At 44.8% G+C, this 14,696-nt stretch carries 12 protein-coding genes, 2 tRNA genes, 3 rRNA genes and 1 other RNA gene; 17 read left to right on the top strand and 1 reads right to left on the bottom strand.

Annotated elements, in window-relative coordinates; genetic code table 11:
* Positions 1-9: 9 nt before the first annotated feature.
* Entirely contained in the window at positions 10-564 is a 555-nt protein-coding gene (locus tag BK049_RS08105) for a cysteine hydrolase family protein (protein WP_071168257.1), read from the bottom strand.
* 79 nt (positions 565-643) lie between these two features.
* Here BK049_RS08105 and tadA point away from each other — a divergent pair, with 79 nt between their 5' ends.
* The 17 genes from tadA (at position 644) to tmk (ending at position 14,688) form a co-directional block, all read left to right on the top strand.
* Complete coding sequence (gene tadA / locus BK049_RS08100) at positions 644-1,120, top strand: tRNA adenosine(34) deaminase TadA (protein ID WP_071168256.1); 477 nt, start codon at positions 644-646, stop codon at positions 1,118-1,120.
* Positions 1,121-1,196: 76 nt separating this feature from the next.
* An RNA gene (ffs, locus tag BK049_RS08095) (signal recognition particle sRNA large type) lies at positions 1,197-1,461 on the top strand.
* Positions 1,462-1,791: 330 nt separating this feature from the next.
* Complete coding sequence (gene dnaX, locus BK049_RS08090; protein WP_008360290.1) at positions 1,792-3,504, top strand: DNA polymerase III subunit gamma/tau; 1,713 nt, start codon at positions 1,792-1,794, stop codon at positions 3,502-3,504.
* A 25-nt stretch (positions 3,505-3,529) separates the two neighbouring features.
* On the top strand, positions 3,530-3,853 hold the full coding sequence (locus tag BK049_RS08085; protein ID WP_008342011.1) for a YbaB/EbfC family nucleoid-associated protein: 324 nt from the start codon (positions 3,530-3,532) through the stop codon (positions 3,851-3,853).
* Positions 3,854-3,868: 15 nt separating this feature from the next.
* Positions 3,869-4,465: a recombination protein RecR gene (gene recR / locus BK049_RS08080; protein ID WP_003218094.1), complete on the top strand. Its 597-nt coding sequence runs from the start codon at positions 3,869-3,871 to the stop codon at positions 4,463-4,465.
* 18 nt (positions 4,466-4,483) lie between these two features.
* Positions 4,484-4,708, top strand: a complete 225-nt coding sequence (locus BK049_RS08075) for a YaaL family protein (protein ID WP_008360288.1) — start codon at positions 4,484-4,486, stop codon at positions 4,706-4,708.
* Between the two features lie 66 nt (positions 4,709-4,774).
* Positions 4,775-5,038 (top strand): pro-sigmaK processing inhibitor BofA family protein, encoded by a 264-nt coding sequence (locus BK049_RS08070; RefSeq protein ID WP_008360286.1) that lies wholly within the window; start codon positions 4,775-4,777, stop codon positions 5,036-5,038.
* Positions 5,039-5,358: 320 nt separating this feature from the next.
* A 16S ribosomal RNA gene (locus BK049_RS08065) occupies positions 5,359-6,907 on the top strand.
* 95 nt (positions 6,908-7,002) lie between these two features.
* Positions 7,003-7,079: transfer RNA gene (locus BK049_RS08060), tRNA-Ile, on the top strand.
* A gap of 13 nt (positions 7,080-7,092) precedes the next feature.
* Positions 7,093-7,168, top strand: a tRNA-Ala gene (locus BK049_RS08055).
* 98 nt (positions 7,169-7,266) lie between these two features.
* Positions 7,267-10,197, top strand: a 23S ribosomal RNA gene (locus BK049_RS08050).
* 60 nt (positions 10,198-10,257) lie between these two features.
* Positions 10,258-10,373, top strand: a 5S ribosomal RNA gene (rrf, locus tag BK049_RS08045).
* The 16S, 23S and 5S rRNA genes sit together here with 2 tRNA genes alongside, the layout of an rRNA operon.
* A 170-nt stretch (positions 10,374-10,543) precedes the next feature.
* Positions 10,544-10,735, top strand: coding sequence for a sigma factor G inhibitor Gin (locus tag BK049_RS08040; RefSeq protein WP_008357486.1), 192 nt, complete (start codon positions 10,544-10,546; stop codon positions 10,733-10,735).
* Positions 10,736-10,863: 128 nt separating this feature from the next.
* Positions 10,864-11,478: a 5-bromo-4-chloroindolyl phosphate hydrolysis family protein gene (locus tag BK049_RS08035; protein ID WP_008357484.1), complete on the top strand. Its 615-nt coding sequence runs from the start codon at positions 10,864-10,866 to the stop codon at positions 11,476-11,478.
* Positions 11,479-11,498: 20 nt separating this feature from the next.
* A complete protein-coding gene (locus BK049_RS08030; protein WP_071168255.1) occupies positions 11,499-12,566 on the top strand; it encodes a toxic anion resistance protein in 1,068 nt (355 codons plus the stop codon).
* Between the two features lie 77 nt (positions 12,567-12,643).
* Positions 12,644-14,053, top strand: a complete 1,410-nt coding sequence (locus tag BK049_RS08025) for an aminotransferase class I/II-fold pyridoxal phosphate-dependent enzyme (RefSeq protein ID WP_071168254.1) — start codon at positions 12,644-12,646, stop codon at positions 14,051-14,053.
* Positions 14,050-14,688, top strand: a complete 639-nt coding sequence (gene tmk, locus BK049_RS08020) for a dTMP kinase (RefSeq protein WP_008357479.1) — start codon at positions 14,050-14,052, stop codon at positions 14,686-14,688. The genes BK049_RS08025 and tmk overlap by 4 nt, the downstream gene beginning before the upstream one ends.
* Positions 14,689-14,696 lie beyond the last annotated feature (8 nt).

Below are 14,696 nucleotides of genomic sequence, written 5' to 3'. Positions count from 1 at the left end.
ATGGATAAATCATGTTTGATTTTCATTCGTGATCTCTTTAGCAGTTGTGATATTTGCAAGAAGAACGTTCTCCATCATCGTTAAAGCGTACTCGTTATCTCTCTCATCGTTTGAAGCAATACAATCTTTAGGTACAATCATGTTATATTCTCGCATGTAAGCGTCATTTGCGGTGAACAGAACGCAAATGTTTCCAGCAATTCCAGTTAAAATAAGATCTTGAATACCTAGTTCATTTAGGAGTGTCTCTAGTGCTGTACCATAGAAGGCAGAGTGTTTAGGTTTTATTAAGAAGTAATCATCGTTTGATGGTGCCATTTGCTCTAAAATAGGGGCGCTTCTTTCGTTTTTACATGTTTGTATGACAGCTTGAATATCAGCCTTCCAGAGTCCGTAGTGATCGTTGATATAGATGATTGGCCAATTTTTCTTGAAAGCGTGCTGTTTAAGGGCTAAAATTTTATTGGTCATATGCTCTGTTTTTTCAGCGAGCACATGTCCCATGTCAAAATCAAAATTATTGATCATGTCGATAATAAGCAGCGCCTTTTGGTGCTTTGACAATATAAGACCCCCTTCAAAAGATTGTGGTAATATGTTAACCTCAATATCCTTTAAAAAAACATGAAAAGAGAGCTGTGCCATGACGAAAGATGAACAGTTTATGCAAGAAGCCATTTCTGAAGCTTTGAAAGCAGGACAAATAGGAGAAGTGCCAATCGGTGCCGTTATCGTTCTTGATGATCAAATTGTTAGCCGTGCTCACAATTTAAGGGAAAGTGAGCAGCGATCCATTGCCCATGCAGAATTACTTGCCATAGATAAAGCGTGTAAAACGATCGGAAGCTGGCGTCTAGAAGATGCTGTACTTTACGTTACGCTTGAACCATGCCCAATGTGTGCAGGCGCTATTGTACTTTCTAGAGTGAAAAAGGTCGTTTTTGGTGCATATGATCCTAAAGGTGGATGTGCAGGTACTTTAATGAATTTATTGGATGATGAGCGGTTCAATCATCAGTCTGAAGTCGTTGGTGGTGTGCTTGAAAATCAATGTGGTGAGCTGTTAAGTCAGTTCTTTCGAGACCTCCGTCAGCGTAAGAAGCAGGCGAAAAGTAAATGAATGGATGTCGTTTGCAATTTCAGCAGTAAGAAGGTATACTTATGTCTGCGTCATTAACAATTTAATATTCATTTTGCCGTGCTAAGCGGGGAGGTAGCGGTGCCCTGTACTCGCAATCCGCTCTAGCGAGGCCGAATCCCTTCTCGAGGTTCGTTTACTTCAAGGTCTGCCTTAAATAAGTGGTGTTGACGTCTGGGTCCTGCGCAATGGGAATTCATGAACCATGTCAGGTCCGGAAGGAAGCAGCATTAAGTGAAATCTCTCATGTGCCGCAGGGTTGCCTGGGCCGAGCTAACTGTTTAAGTAACGCTTGGGGTAGCGAATCGACAGAAGGTGCACGGTAAATCAATATTAAATGTAACTCATCTAGTTTATCTAGGTGAGTTTTTTGTTGCTGTTGAAAGAATACATCTTTTGCTTTGTTTAAACAAATAGCGAAAAAGTCTTTTTTGAAGTGAGCTATTTTTTCAACAACCACAAAGAGAACTGGTGTTCTTGTTGGTCTGACGAGTCATGTCAGAAATTTGGAAAATACGTTTTTCATTCGAGAAAAGTAAAGAATCTTTACATGGAACGCCCTTTTTCGTTTATTAGAAAATAAAGGTGTACTTTTGAATTGATCGTTGCTTCATGTATAATGAAAATGATGATAAATGGAGGAGGGCGTATTTGTGAGTTATCAAGCTTTATACCGAGTGTTCAGACCTCAAGTTTTTGAGGATGTTGTTGGACAAGAACACATCACAAAAACGTTGCAAAATGCCCTTTTGCAGAAAAAGTTTTCTCATGCTTACTTATTTTCAGGTCCTAGAGGAACAGGTAAAACAAGTGCTGCCAAGATCTTTGCAAAGGCAGTGAACTGTGAAAAGTCACCTGTTAGTGAACCGTGTAATGAATGTGATGCTTGTAGAGGAATTACAAACGGTTCGATTTCAGACGTGATTGAAATAGATGCTGCCTCGAATAATGGGGTAGATGAAATCCGAGATATACGTGATAAAGTGAAATTTGCTCCTTCAGCGGTTACATATAAGGTTTATATTATAGATGAGGTACATATGCTCTCTATTGGGGCATTTAATGCACTCCTTAAAACGCTAGAGGAACCGCCAGCTCATTGTATCTTTATTTTGGCTACCACAGAGCCTCATAAGATTCCTCTTACCATCATATCAAGGTGTCAGAGATTTGATTTCAAACGGATTACGACAAAAGATATTGTTGGAAGAATGGAGAAAATTGTAGATGCAGAAAGCCTAAATGTACAAGAGGGTTCACTCGAGATTATTGCTAGTGCAGCAGATGGTGGTATGCGTGATGCACTAAGCCTCTTGGATCAAGCGATTTCATTTAGTGGTGAACAGCTGACAATTGATGATGCACTACTCATTACAGGTGCTGTATCTCAGCATTTCATTAGTCAGCTTGCTGAAGCGATTTTCGAACAAAATATCGCGATAGCGTTAGATACATTAAATGAATTGCTTCAACAGGGGAAAGATGCTGCAAAATTAATAGAGGATATGATCTTTTACTTTAGAGATATGCTTCTTTATAAAACAGCACCAGACCTTGAAGGTGTCCTTGAAAAAGTCAAGGTCGACGAAAAGTTCGTTTCGCTTTCAGAACGTGTGACACCTCAGTTTCTTTATGAGACGATTGAAGTACTGAATAAGAGCCATCAAGAAATGAAATGGACAAATCATCCAAGAATTTTCTTTGAAGTTGCTGTTGTGAAGCTTTGCCAGTCAACGGCTGGTGCGACACCATCTTATGCTGATTCTGATTTAACAGCGTTAACGGATAAAATAGACAGACTGGAACAGGAGCTCTCTAGGCTAAGAGCTGAGGGTGTACCGATGTCTCAGGCTCAAAGCCCTCAAGAAAAAAGGGAAGCCCCTCGACCGCAAACGAGTAACAAAAATGGCTATCGTGCACCTGTCGGCCGCATTCATGAGATTTTAAAAGAAGCGAAGCGGCCGGAGCTAGAAAAAATAAAAGGCAAATGGGGAGAGCTTCTTGCCCAATTGAAACAGCAAAATAAGGTATCTCACGCTGCGCTATTAACAGACAGTGAACCTGTTGCGGCTGCATCTCATGCCTTTGTTTTAAAATTTAAGTTTGAAATACATTGTAAGATGGTGGCTGAAGATAAAAGTGGTGTTCGGACCAACCTTGAGCAACTGCTAGAATCTATGCTAGGAAAAAGAGTGGAATTAGTTGGCGTTCCTGACGCTCAATGGGGTAAAATAAGAGAAGAATTTTTAAGAGATCATCAGCCGGATGAACAGGCAGATGGTCAGGCCGCTTCTGCTGAAGAGGATCCATTAATTGCGGAAGCAAAGAAGTTAGTAGGAACCGATTTGATTGAAATTAAAGATTAACAAATTGAAAGAGAGTGGTGTTCATATGCGCGGTGGAATGGGAAATATGCAAAAAATGATGAAACAAATGCAAAAAATGCAAAAGGATATGGCTAAGGCTCAAGAAGAGCTTGCAGAAAAAGTCCTTGAAGGTACGGCAGGTGGCGGTATGGTCACTGTAAAAGTGAATGGACAAAAAGAAGTCGTGGATGTAGCAATTAATGAAGAAGTTGTTGATCCTGAAGACATCGATATGCTTCAAGACCTTGTGCTTGCAGCGACAAATGATGCATTGAAAAAAGTTGATGAGCTAACAAATGAAACAATGGGTCAATTCACAAAAGGAATGAACATGCCAGGTTTATTCTAGGAGGAATAACTGAAAATGCAATATCCTGAACCAATATCAAAGCTGATTGATAGCTTTATGAAATTGCCAGGAATCGGACCTAAAACCGCGGTCCGTCTGGCTTTTTTTGTTCTTAGTATGCAGGAAGATGTCGTACTAGATTTTGCGAAGGCGCTTGTAAATGCAAAGCGTAATTTAACTTATTGTTCTGTTTGCGGCCATATCACTGATCAGGATCCTTGCTATATTTGTGAAGATACAAGAAGAGATCAATCGGTTATCTGTGTAGTACAGGATCCAAAAGATGTGATTGCAATGGAAAAAATGAAAGAATACAACGGCTTATATCATGTGCTTCATGGTGCCATTTCACCAATGGACGGGATTGGACCAGAGGATATTAAAATCCCTGATCTATTAAAAAGATTGCAAGACGATCAAGTAACAGAGGTCATTCTTGCAACCAACCCAAACATTGAAGGAGAAGCGACAGCCATGTATATCTCTAGATTGTTGAAACCATCAGGAATTAAACTCTCTCGTATTGCTCACGGACTCCCAGTAGGTGGAGATTTAGAGTATGCGGATGAAGTCACACTTTCTAAGGCTCTAGAAGGCAGACGTGAGATGTAGGAAGGAGAAGTACGGTACATGGGTTTTCTTCGCAGAAAATCAATTCGAAAAGAATTCGATGAGAAATTAATTCAACAGCTTTTTAAGCAAAAGGAAGAATGGAACAGACAAAAAAAGCTTGTCGCAAACAGCGTTGAGCCTTCACCGGACATTCTATTCGAATTAAAGCTTGCTCAAGCAAAGTACTTTTTCTATCTTAGAGAAGCGAAAAAGAGGAATATACGTTTAAACAACTGGAGATAGCAGGTCTATTTTACATAGTCCTCTCATATGCTTGTACTATTCATATGAAGAGGAGATGAGAGGATTATGGAACCTGTTATTGTGATTGGTTCAATTCTGCTAGCTGTATTATTGTTGTTTATGTCAGGTGTTCAAGCGAATCCATTCAAATGGTTAGGACTTATCGGAGTTAAATTTGTAGCAGGTGCTCTTTTTTTATTTTGCCTCAATTTATTCGGTGAGAGCTTAGGGCTTCATGTCTCCATTAATCCTGTAACGAGCGGAATTAGTGGTTTATTGGGCGTTCCAGGCGTAGCGGCTTTAGTCGTAATTGAAAAGTTTATTATTTAATGCGAAATATTGTTGACTTTGATTATATATGGTGGTAAATTAATATACGTCGCTGATGACGAAGAAACAAAAAAACATAATAACAAAAAAAGTTGTTGACACTAACAATTTGGAGATGTTAAGATGTTCTAGTCGCTTCTGAAGCGGTAAACAAGTTCTTTGAAAACTAAACAAGACAAAACGTACCTGTTAATTCGAGTTTTAATAAAAAAATCCTATGAAACATCATAGGTAGTCAGTCAAACTGACGAGGCAGGAAATGATCACATGCTAAGTTCGCTACATCGTGTAGCAACGCATGTGTGATATGCATCCTGCATACCTCGGAGAGTTTGATCCTGGCTCAGGACGAACGCTGGCGGCGTGCCTAATACATGCAAGTCGAGCGGACAGAAGGGAGCTTGCTCCCAGATGTTAGCGGCGGACGGGTGAGTAACACGTGGGTAACCTGCCTGTAAGACTGGGATAACTCCGGGAAACCGGAGCTAATACCGGATAGTTCCTTGAACCGCATGGTTCAAGGATGAAAGACGGTTTCGGCTGTCACTTACAGATGGACCCGCGGCGCATTAGCTAGTTGGTGAGGTAACGGCTCACCAAGGCGACGATGCGTAGCCGACCTGAGAGGGTGATCGGCCACACTGGGACTGAGACACGGCCCAGACTCCTACGGGAGGCAGCAGTAGGGAATCTTCCGCAATGGACGAAAGTCTGACGGAGCAACGCCGCGTGAGTGATGAAGGTTTTCGGATCGTAAAGCTCTGTTGTTAGGGAAGAACAAGTGCAAGAGTAACTGCTTGCACCATGACGGTACCTAACCAGAAAGCCACGGCTAACTACGTGCCAGCAGCCGCGGTAATACGTAGGTGGCAAGCGTTGTCCGGAATTATTGGGCGTAAAGGGCTCGCAGGCGGTTTCTTAAGTCTGATGTGAAAGCCCCCGGCTCAACCGGGGAGGGTCATTGGAAACTGGGAAACTTGAGTGCAGAAGAGGAGAGTGGAATTCCACGTGTAGCGGTGAAATGCGTAGAGATGTGGAGGAACACCAGTGGCGAAGGCGACTCTCTGGTCTGTAACTGACGCTGAGGAGCGAAAGCGTGGGGAGCGAACAGGATTAGATACCCTGGTAGTCCACGCCGTAAACGATGAGTGCTAAGTGTTAGGGGGTTTCCGCCCCTTAGTGCTGCAGCTAACGCATTAAGCACTCCGCCTGGGGAGTACGGTCGCAAGACTGAAACTCAAAGGAATTGACGGGGGCCCGCACAAGCGGTGGAGCATGTGGTTTAATTCGAAGCAACGCGAAGAACCTTACCAGGTCTTGACATCCTCTGACAACCCTAGAGATAGGGCTTTCCCTTCGGGGACAGAGTGACAGGTGGTGCATGGTTGTCGTCAGCTCGTGTCGTGAGATGTTGGGTTAAGTCCCGCAACGAGCGCAACCCTTGATCTTAGTTGCCAGCATTCAGTTGGGCACTCTAAGGTGACTGCCGGTGACAAACCGGAGGAAGGTGGGGATGACGTCAAATCATCATGCCCCTTATGACCTGGGCTACACACGTGCTACAATGGACAGAACAAAGGGCTGCGAGACCGCAAGGTTTAGCCAATCCCACAAATCTGTTCTCAGTTCGGATCGCAGTCTGCAACTCGACTGCGTGAAGCTGGAATCGCTAGTAATCGCGGATCAGCATGCCGCGGTGAATACGTTCCCGGGCCTTGTACACACCGCCCGTCACACCACGAGAGTTTGCAACACCCGAAGTCGGTGAGGTAACCTTTATGGAGCCAGCCGCCGAAGGTGGGGCAGATGATTGGGGTGAAGTCGTAACAAGGTAGCCGTATCGGAAGGTGCGGCTGGATCACCTCCTTTCTAAGGATATATGGAGCAGTGTGCGTTTTGGTCTTGTTTAGTTTTGAAGGAACTTGGAAAAGATCCTACAACATCATATCTTCGATATGAAAGATGGGCCTGTAGCTCAGCTGGTTAGAGCGCACGCCTGATAAGCGTGAGGTCGGTGGTTCGAGTCCACTCAGGCCCACCATCTTCTATAAATCGGGGCCTTAGCTCAGCTGGGAGAGCGCCTGCCTTGCACGCAGGAGGTCAGCGGTTCGATCCCGCTAGGCTCCACCAACGTGTTCTTTGAAAACTAGATAACAATAAGTAATACATTCACATTGAATGCAATGCAAAGTTCATCACACATAGTGATTCTTTCTAAAGTAAGAAATGGTTAAGTTAGAAAGGGCGCACGGTGGATGCCTTGGCACTAGGAGCCGATGAAGGACGGGACGAACACCGATATGCTTCGGGGAGCTGTAAGCAAGCTTTGATCCGGAGATTTCCGAATGGGGAAACCCACTGCTCGTAATGGAGTAGTATCCATACTTGAATACATAGAGTATGAGAAGGCATACCCGGGGAACTGAAACATCTAAGTACCCGGAGGAAGAGAAAGCAAATGCGATTCCCTGAGTAGCGGCGAGCGAAACGGGAACAGCCCAAACCAAGAGGCTTGCCTCTTGGGGTTGTAGGACACTCTATACGGAGTTACAAAGGAATGATATAAGCGAAGAGGTCTGGAAAGGCCCGCCAGAGAAGGTAACAGCCCTGTAACTGAAATGTCATTCTCTCCAGAGTGGATCCTGAGTACGGCGGAACACGTGAAATTCCGTCGGAATCCGGGAGGACCATCTCCCAAGGCTAAATACTCCCTAGTGACCGATAGTGAACCAGTACCGTGAGGGAAAGGTGAAAAGCACCCCGGAAGGGGAGTGAAATAGATCCTGAAACCGTGTGCCTACAAGTAGTCAGAGCCCGTTAACGGGTGATGGCGTGCCTTTTGTAGAATGAACCGGCGAGTTACGATCCCGTGCAAGGTTAAGCAGAAGATGCGGAGCCGCAGCGAAAGCGAGTCTGAATAGGGCGCATGAGTACGTGGTCGTAGACCCGAAACCAGGTGATCTACCCATGTCCAGGGTGAAGTTCAGGTAACACTGAATGGAGGCCCGAACCCACGCACGTTGAAAAGTGCGGGGATGAGGTGTGGGTAGGGGTGAAATGCCAATCGAACCTGGAGATAGCTGGTTCTCTCCGAAATAGCTTTAGGGCTAGCCTCAAGGTAAGAGTCTCGGAGGTAGAGCACTGATTGGACTAGGGGCCCCTACCGGGTTACCGAATTCAGTCAAACTCCGAATGCCGATGACTTATCCTTGGGAGTCAGACTGCGAGTGATAAGATCCGTAGTCGAAAGGGAAACAGCCCAGACCGCCAGCTAAGGTCCCAAAGTATACGTTAAGTGGAAAAGGATGTGGAGTTGCTTAGACAACCAGGATGTTGGCTTAGAAGCAGCCACCATTTAAAGAGTGCGTAATAGCTCACTGGTCGAGTGACTCTGCGCCGAAAATGTACCGGGGCTAAACGTATCACCGAAGCTGCGGACTGTTCTTACGAACAGTGGTAGGAGAGCGTTCTAAGGGCTGTGAAGCCAGACCGGAAGGACTGGTGGAGCGCTTAGAAGTGAGAATGCCGGTATGAGTAGCGAAAGACGGGTGAGAATCCCGTCCACCGAATGCCTAAGGTTTCCTGAGGAAGGCTCGTCCGCTCAGGGTTAGTCGGGACCTAAGCCGAGGCCGAAAGGCGTAGGCGATGGACAACAGGTTGATATTCCTGTACCACCTCCTCACCATTTGAGCAATGGGGGGACGCAGGAGGATAGGGTAAGCGCGGTAATGGATATCCGCGTCCAAGCAGTTAGGCTGGGAAATAGGCAAATCCGTTTCCCGTGAAGGCTGAGCTGTGATGGCGAGCGAAATATAGTAGCGAAGTTCCTGATTCCACACTGCCAAGAAAAGCCTCTAGCGAGGTGAGAGGTGCCCGTACCGCAAACCGACACAGGTAGGCGAGGAGAGAATCCTAAGGTGATCGAGAGAACTCTCGTTAAGGAACTCGGCAAAATGACCCCGTAACTTCGGGAGAAGGGGTGCTTCTTAGGGTGTTAAAGCCCCGAGAAGCCGCAGTGAATAGGCCCAGGCGACTGTTTAGCAAAAACACAGGTCTCTGCGAAGCCGTAAGGCGAAGTATAGGGGCTGACGCCTGCCCGGTGCTGGAAGGTTAAGAGGAGCGCTTAGCGTAAGCGAAGGTGCGAATTGAAGCCCCAGTAAACGGCGGCCGTAACTATAACGGTCCTAAGGTAGCGAAATTCCTTGTCGGGTAAGTTCCGACCCGCACGAAAGGCGCAACGATCTGGGCACTGTCTCAACGAGAGACTCGGTGAAATTATAGTACCTGTGAAGATGCAGGTTACCCGCGACAGGACGGAAAGACCCCGTGGAGCTTTACTGCAGCCTGATATTGAATGTTGGTACAGCTTGTACAGGATAGGTAGGAGCCTTGGAAACCGGAGCGCTAGCTTCGGTGGAGGCATCGGTGGGATACTACCCTGGCTGTATTGACCTTCTAACCCGCTGCCCTTATCGGGCAGGGAGACAGTGTCAGGTGGGCAGTTTGACTGGGGCGGTCGCCTCCTAAAATGTAACGGAGGCGCCCAAAGGTTCCCTCAGAATGGTTGGAAATCATTCGCAGAGTGTAAAGGCACAAGGGAGCTTGACTGCGAGACCTACAAGTCGAGCAGGGACGAAAGTCGGGCTTAGTGATCCGGTGGTTCCGCATGGAAGGGCCATCGCTCAACGGATAAAAGCTACCCCGGGGATAACAGGCTTATCTCCCCCAAGAGTCCACATCGACGGGGAGGTTTGGCACCTCGATGTCGGCTCATCGCATCCTGGGGCTGTAGTCGGTCCCAAGGGTTGGGCTGTTCGCCCATTAAAGCGGTACGCGAGCTGGGTTCAGAACGTCGTGAGACAGTTCGGTCCCTATCCGTCGCGGGCGCAGGAAATTTGAGAGGAGCTGTCCTTAGTACGAGAGGACCGGGATGGACGCACCGCTGGTGTACCAGTTGTTCTGCCAAGGGCATCGCTGGGTAGCTATGTGCGGACGGGATAAGTGCTGAAAGCATCTAAGCATGAAGCCCCCCTCAAGATGAGATTTCCCATTCCGCAAGGAAGTAAGATCCCTGAAAGATGATCAGGTTGATAGGTCTGAGGTGGAAGCGTGGTGACACGTGGAGCTGACAGATACTAATAGATCGAGGACTTAACCTATATTTAATGTGAAGCATGAACATTGTTATCTAGTTTTGAGAGAACATTCTCTCCATCAGGTTTGGTGGCGATAGCGAAGAGGTCACACCCGTTCCCATACCGAACACGGAAGTTAAGCTCTTCAGCGCCGATGGTAGTTGGGGGTTTCCCCCTGTGAGAGTAGGACGCCGCCAAGCTTTTCTAAGGATCAGTTCCGTTTGGAACTGGTCTTTTTTGTGTTTTAAAAAAGGAACAAACACTCGATCTAGTATGGATACATATACTAAACTACCATCTAAAACATTCTTAATTTTGTATACAATTGAAAGCGCTAGGGCATACTGAAGCTATAAGTGGAGGTGTCACAATGAGCAAAAAAGAGCGAGAAGCGATTTGTTTGATTTGTGAAGAGAAAAAAACAAAGGGAATTTATTTATATCATCAGTTTTTGTGCCAAGATTGTGAGCGAAAGTTAATTTCTACATCGACCTCGGATCCTAGCTATGCCGACTATGTAAGAAAGCTTAAAAATCTTCATACACCGCCTTTGTATTCATAGACCATTAGATGGTCTTTTTTTATGACCTATGGAGGATGGGGCCTGTTTTTTGGAACTTAGTTTGGACATCAACCGTAATAAATAATAAGATAAACAGAGAGCCTGATTATTCATAGGAGTCGATGAACATGAAATCAATTTTTTATACATTTATATGGGCCGTTCTCTCTACTTTTTTTTCGCTGGTGATTTTAACTGTCAGTATTGCGGTTTTCCATCACCATGTTGGATTGTCGATACTGTATGCGATGATTGGGTGGGGTGTGATGTTTGCAGGGAGTCGATGGGCTGCCTTCCAGTTATTTTTGAAGAAACATGGATTGTCTCGCAGTGATTATGTATATATTAAACAGCACTTGAAAGAAGCAGGGCAAAAGCTGGTTCGTTTGAAGAAAGCTTTATTTGCTGTGAAGAACGTACAGACGATCAAACATAATTATGAAATCCTTCGGCTTGCGCGCCGCATTTATACGATAACCAAAAAGGAGCCGAACCGATTTTATGATGCTCAGCGATTTTATTTCGAAAGTTTGGATTCTGTTGTTGAATTAACTGAAAAATATGCACTGCTGTATAATCAGCCTAATCGCAGTCATGAGCTTGAAATGACACTAAGCCAGACTCGAGTCACACTGACCGAGCTGCAAAAACAATTGACGAATGATTTACAGCAAATTTTAGGAAGAGACATAGAAGCACTTCATATCGAACTTGAAGTGGCCGATAAAATGATCAAAAAATAGATGAAAGGAGTCAAACTCAGATGAAACCAGAAGATCCAGTCACACCACCATCACCATCTACTACAGATCTTCAGTTTCGGGTGTTTGATACCTTATCTGATGAGGAAAAACAGGAGGCTTTACAGCGTGCTGAAAAGATTCCTGATCATCCACAAAAACTGCTTTTCTATGGCACACGTGTGCAGGAACGATTATTAGAACAATCAAAGCAAATGATGCAATATGTTGAGAAAAAAGATATTGATCAAATAGGAGACATTCTTGAGGCTTTTTTACAGCAGCTGCATTTAGTGGAACCAGAGGATTTGCTGCCAAAGAAACGGGGCTTTTTTTTAAGGCTGTTTCAGCGAGAAAGACGTTCTACACAGGAGATCATTTCTCGATATAAACAAGCCGAAGCACAGATAGAGAGATTGTCAGCGAGACTCCGATACGCAAGGGGCGTATTGATTTCCGACCATAAGTTATTAGAGCGTTTATTTGAAGAAAATCAATCATATTTTCAAGAGATGACGTTACAGGTTGCAGCAGTTGAAGCAAAATTGGCACTTTTAGAGCAGCAGCAGGCCCTATCAGGAACGAAACGGTCAAATGATCGGACATTAGAGGAGCAATTGATGAGTCAGGAAGTCAATGAGGAAGAATATATGGAGAGATTGAAAGAAAGGAAGTATGATTTGCTGTTAAGCCGTCAAATTGCTCTGCAATGTAATGCTCAAATTCGAATGATACAGCATACAAACCATACATTAGCCAACCATATTCAATCAACTGTCTCCGCATCGATTCCTTTATGGATCAACCAAATGTCGATTGCGTTTACTCATATTCAGCAGCGAGCCAATTCAGCGCTTGAGCAGCGTATTCAGCAAACGTATGAAAAGGTCTCGAAGCAGCAAGGACAGCTTCTTGAAGACGCATCATTAACGCCGATAGATGCGCTGAAAAAGGTTCAGCTCCAATTAGCCGAAACATTACAGGAAACGTTACAGGTGAAAGAACATGGAAGCCAAGAGCGAGCTCAATTAAAAAATAGCATGTACGAGGCAGAGCAGAAGCTGGTGAATCATAAACCAATAAAGGAATGAGAATCCACCTTTCAGTTCACTTGTTTGAACGTTATAATAGACATAAGATATCGTTTAAGTGAAAAGGGTCGATTTGTTTGAAAACACCTTTATATACAGCATTATCACAACATGCGGAAAAGAAGCCCTATTCTTTTCACGTTCCAGGACATCACAATGGAGATGTCTTTTTTGATGAGGCACGGTCCTACTATGCATCCATTCTTCAGCTGGATGTAACGGAGCTTGAAGGTCTAGATGACCTCCATCACCCGACTGGTGTGATAGAAGAGGCAGAGGACTTGTTGGCAAAGTTATATGGGGCAAAACAAAGTTTTTTCCTTGTGAATGGTACAACAGTTGGAAATTTGGCGATGGTGATGGCGGCATGCCGTACTGGAGACGAGATTTTTGTTCAGCGAAATTGTCATAAGTCTGTTTTCCATGCGATTGAGCTTGCAGGAGCAACGCCTATTATAGTAGAAACTGAGAGCGATCCATACTTGCACGTCCCAACCCATGTTACTGACAAAACAGTCGAAAAAGCCATTGCGCAACATCCTAACTGCCGAGCAATCGTTTTGACATATCCGAACTACTACGGACATGCAGCTGATTTATCAAAGCTGATTCAAATGTGTCATGAAGCGGGCATCCTTGTTTTGGTTGATGAGGCGCATGGCGCGCATTTTGTATTAGGCGGTGCCTTTCCTCCATCTGCCCTTTCCTACGGAGCAGACGTGGTGGTACAATCAGCACATAAAACCCTGCCTGCGATGACGATGGGTTCTTATCTCCATCTTCAAGGAGATCGGATCGATGCGAAGCGTATGAAGACATTGTTAACGATGCTTCAAAGCAGTTCTCCATCTTATCCAATTATGGCCTCGTTAGATCTGGCGAGAGCTTATGTGGAGGAGATCAAGGGAAAAGGGAATGTGGACGGAATCATAAGAGGGCTGACAAGGCTGAAAGAACAGTTTAACAGGATACCTAGTCTCGAAGTGGTCGAGTCTGACTCGTTATCTACTGATCCATTAAAATGCGTCATTCGTTCAACAAAAGGGCTGACAGGCTATGAACTAAAAAAGGTGCTTGAATCGGTGGATGTTCATCCAGAGCTTGCGGATGAACATCAAGTCTTACTCGTTTTTGGTCTAGGACAGACAAAGGATATTCCTTTTACAACCATAAAGCGGGCTCTTCAGCAAAGTGATTTATTGCTTGAAAAAAAAGAGCAGCTTCAAAAGGGATCGGCCTTAATAGACGACGATCAGCAAAAGCAAGGTGTAGAAGTCGTTCCTTTCGAAAAAGCAGCAGGCCGGATCAGTGCAGAATCGGTCATTCCTTATCCGCCTGGCATTCCTTTGATGATTAAGGGAGAACCGATTGAATCAAATCAAATTGCGACGTTAAGCCGTTTGCTAGGGCATCAAGTTCATGTGCAAGCAAGTCAGGTGATTCACCAAAGAAAATTATATGTTTATATAGAAGAGGAGACACTATGAGCGGTATGTTTATTACGTTTGAAGGGCCGGAGGGTGCTGGAAAAACGACAGTGATTCGAAAAGTATACGAAGAAATGGAACGCCAAGGATATGCAGTGATGGCAACACGTGAGCCGGGCGGTATTGACATTGCAGAGCAGATTCGTGAAGTCATTTTAAATGAAAACAATACAAAAATGGACGCAAAAACAGAGGCATTGCTTTATGCAGCAGCCAGAAGGCAGCATTTGGCTGAGAAAGTAGAACCGGCATTGCAGCGCGGGGACACTGTCTTATGTGATCGTTTTGTAGACAGCTCCCTTGCTTATCAAGGCTATGCGAGAGGGCTTGGAATTGAAGAAGTCAAATCAATTAACGAGTTTGCCATTAATGGCACGATGCCGCAAATGACCATTTACTTTTCCATTACACCGGAGGAAGGTCTAAAGCGAATTAACGCCAATCAAGGAAGAGAAAAAAATCGATTAGATTTGGAGACGCTGAATTTCCACCAGCGGGTCAGAGAAGGTTATGAATTGCTCATTGCGCAATCACCAGAACGTTTCCGTGTAGTAGATGCGTCTCGGCCGATACAGGATGTCTTTGAAGAAGTCCTTCAGTTGATTCAGGACACATTAAAGAAAAATCAAATATGACCTGATTC

It is taken from the genome of Bacillus xiamenensis (assembly GCF_001857925.1).
GTDB classification, from domain to species: Bacteria; Bacillota; Bacilli; order Bacillales; family Bacillaceae; genus Bacillus; species Bacillus xiamenensis.
The sequence above is the reverse complement of the archived record's forward strand: the minus strand, read 5'-3'. Positions and strand labels throughout refer to the sequence as shown.

Excerpts from the sequence above, each read along its gene's own strand:
- BK049_RS08085 (WP_008342011.1), top strand. The coding sequence starts at position 3,530 with ATGCGCGGTGGAATGGGAAATATGCAAAAAATGATGAAACAAATGCAA.
- recR (WP_003218094.1), top strand. The coding sequence starts at position 3,869 with ATGCAATATCCTGAACCAATATCAAAGCTGATTGATAGCTTTATGAAA.
- BK049_RS08030 (WP_071168255.1), top strand. The coding sequence starts at position 11,499 with ATGAAACCAGAAGATCCAGTCACACCACCATCACCATCTACTACAGAT.
- BK049_RS08070 (WP_008360286.1), top strand. The coding sequence starts at position 4,775 with ATGGAACCTGTTATTGTGATTGGTTCAATTCTGCTAGCTGTATTATTG.
- BK049_RS08035 (WP_008357484.1), top strand. The coding sequence starts at position 10,864 with ATGAAATCAATTTTTTATACATTTATATGGGCCGTTCTCTCTACTTTT.
- BK049_RS08075 (WP_008360288.1), top strand. The coding sequence starts at position 4,484 with ATGGGTTTTCTTCGCAGAAAATCAATTCGAAAAGAATTCGATGAGAAA.
- tmk (WP_008357479.1), top strand. The coding sequence starts at position 14,050 with ATGAGCGGTATGTTTATTACGTTTGAAGGGCCGGAGGGTGCTGGAAAA.
- BK049_RS08040 (WP_008357486.1), top strand. The coding sequence starts at position 10,544 with ATGAGCAAAAAAGAGCGAGAAGCGATTTGTTTGATTTGTGAAGAGAAA.
- tadA (WP_071168256.1), top strand. The coding sequence starts at position 644 with ATGACGAAAGATGAACAGTTTATGCAAGAAGCCATTTCTGAAGCTTTG.